Annotated in this window: 1 protein-coding gene; it reads right to left on the bottom strand. The window is 67.3% G+C overall.

Annotated features, from left to right (window positions below):
* Positions 1–88: 88 nt before the first annotated feature.
* Positions 89–715 (bottom strand): response regulator transcription factor, encoded by a 627-nt coding sequence (locus tag GWK61_RS54590; protein ID WP_323748209.1) that lies wholly within the window; start codon positions 713–715, stop codon positions 89–91.
* Positions 716–1,363 lie beyond the last annotated feature (648 nt).

The raw sequence follows: 1,363 nt of genomic DNA, 5'->3' as shown, positions 1-1,363 counted from the left end.
GGGTTGGGGGTGGTTTGGGCCGGATCGGCTCCGGTGTGGTCCGGCCGAGCCTAGGTCTGCCGGCGGCTTCGGCACGGCTTGGCGGGAGTTAGTCGAGCCCGTGCCGCAACGCGTAGCGCACGGCCTGAGCCCGATCGCGGACGCCGATCTTGGCGAACAGATTGTTGATGTGCGTCTTCACCGTCGCTGCGGAGACGAACAGGTCTTCAGCGATCTCGGTGTTCGACTTCCCGCGTGCGATCAGCGTCAGCACCTCGGCCTCGCGCGGGGTCAGGTCGACTGAGGGCGGGACATTGACGGCGGCGGCGAGCAGTATGGCCGTGACCCCGTCGTCCAGCACTGACTGTCCGGAAGCAGCGGCCTCGATGGCCCGCGCGATCTCGGCGCGTCCGGACTCCTTGGTCAGGTAGCCGGTCGCGCCGGCCCGCAGAGCCTTGAGAATCGACGCGTCGTCGGCATGCGTGGTGAGAACCACCACCCGCACATCCGGCGCACTCTCCCCGATCAACCGAGTCGCCTCGACCCCGTCCACCCCGGGCATCCGCAGATCCATGAGCACGACATCCGGCCGCAGCGTCTCAGCCGCTGTCACGGCAGCTGCGCCGTCCGCGGCTTCTCCGACTACTTCGACGCCGGGGGTCACGGATAGGAGGGCGACCAGGCCGTCGCGTACTGCTGCTTGGTCGTCGGCCACCACTACTCGGATTGCTGCCACGGCAGCATTCTCACAGTGTTTTACATCGTGCTGCTTTAGGTGGGGGTGCTGGTGTCGGGTGGGGTGTGGTTGGTGTGGTTGGTGTGGTTGGTGTGGGTTGTTGGGGGTGTGGGTTGTTGGTGGTGCGTGCTATATCTGTGTATAAGGGGCGATAATTCCATAACAAAATGCCGCCACACCTGACTCGCGCACCATGTTGCGCTGGCGGCTGGCGGTTTTCGCGGGCACGATCGCGCGGCGGTCCGAGTCACTGCGCATGCGTTGCGTACGCGGCAATCGTCGTGCGTGGTGGGTGCCTTGAGGCCTCCGGCGGGCCTCCTCGACGAGGGGGCGACCCGCGCGTCCGGCGGTTTGGCGGCGGTCCGCGACTGTTCGGCTTCCTATCCGCTGTTGCCTGCGTTGCGCTGGTCGGTGGCGGTGTTGCTTGTGGTCGCCGGGTTCTGGGTCCCTCGCCGCGTCGTCGCCTTACGGAACCAGACCGGTTTGGCGGTGTCCAGCCGCACCCCTGCTGCTGTGGTCGAGCCTCGTCCGGCTGGACACCGCCAAACCGGCCAGGTTGGCTGCGCCCGCCGACGCGGCGAGGGACCCAGAACCAACACCCCGCATGGTCCTTCGGACCCCCTCACCACGGCACCGGCTACGCTGTCC

It is taken from the genome of Catenulispora rubra, assembly GCF_015356825.1.
In the GTDB taxonomy this organism is placed as follows: Bacteria; Actinomycetota; Actinomycetes; order Streptomycetales; family Catenulisporaceae; genus Catenulispora; species Catenulispora rubra.
Note: the sequence above shows the minus strand (reverse complement) of the source record. Positions and strands in the feature narration are given on the sequence as shown.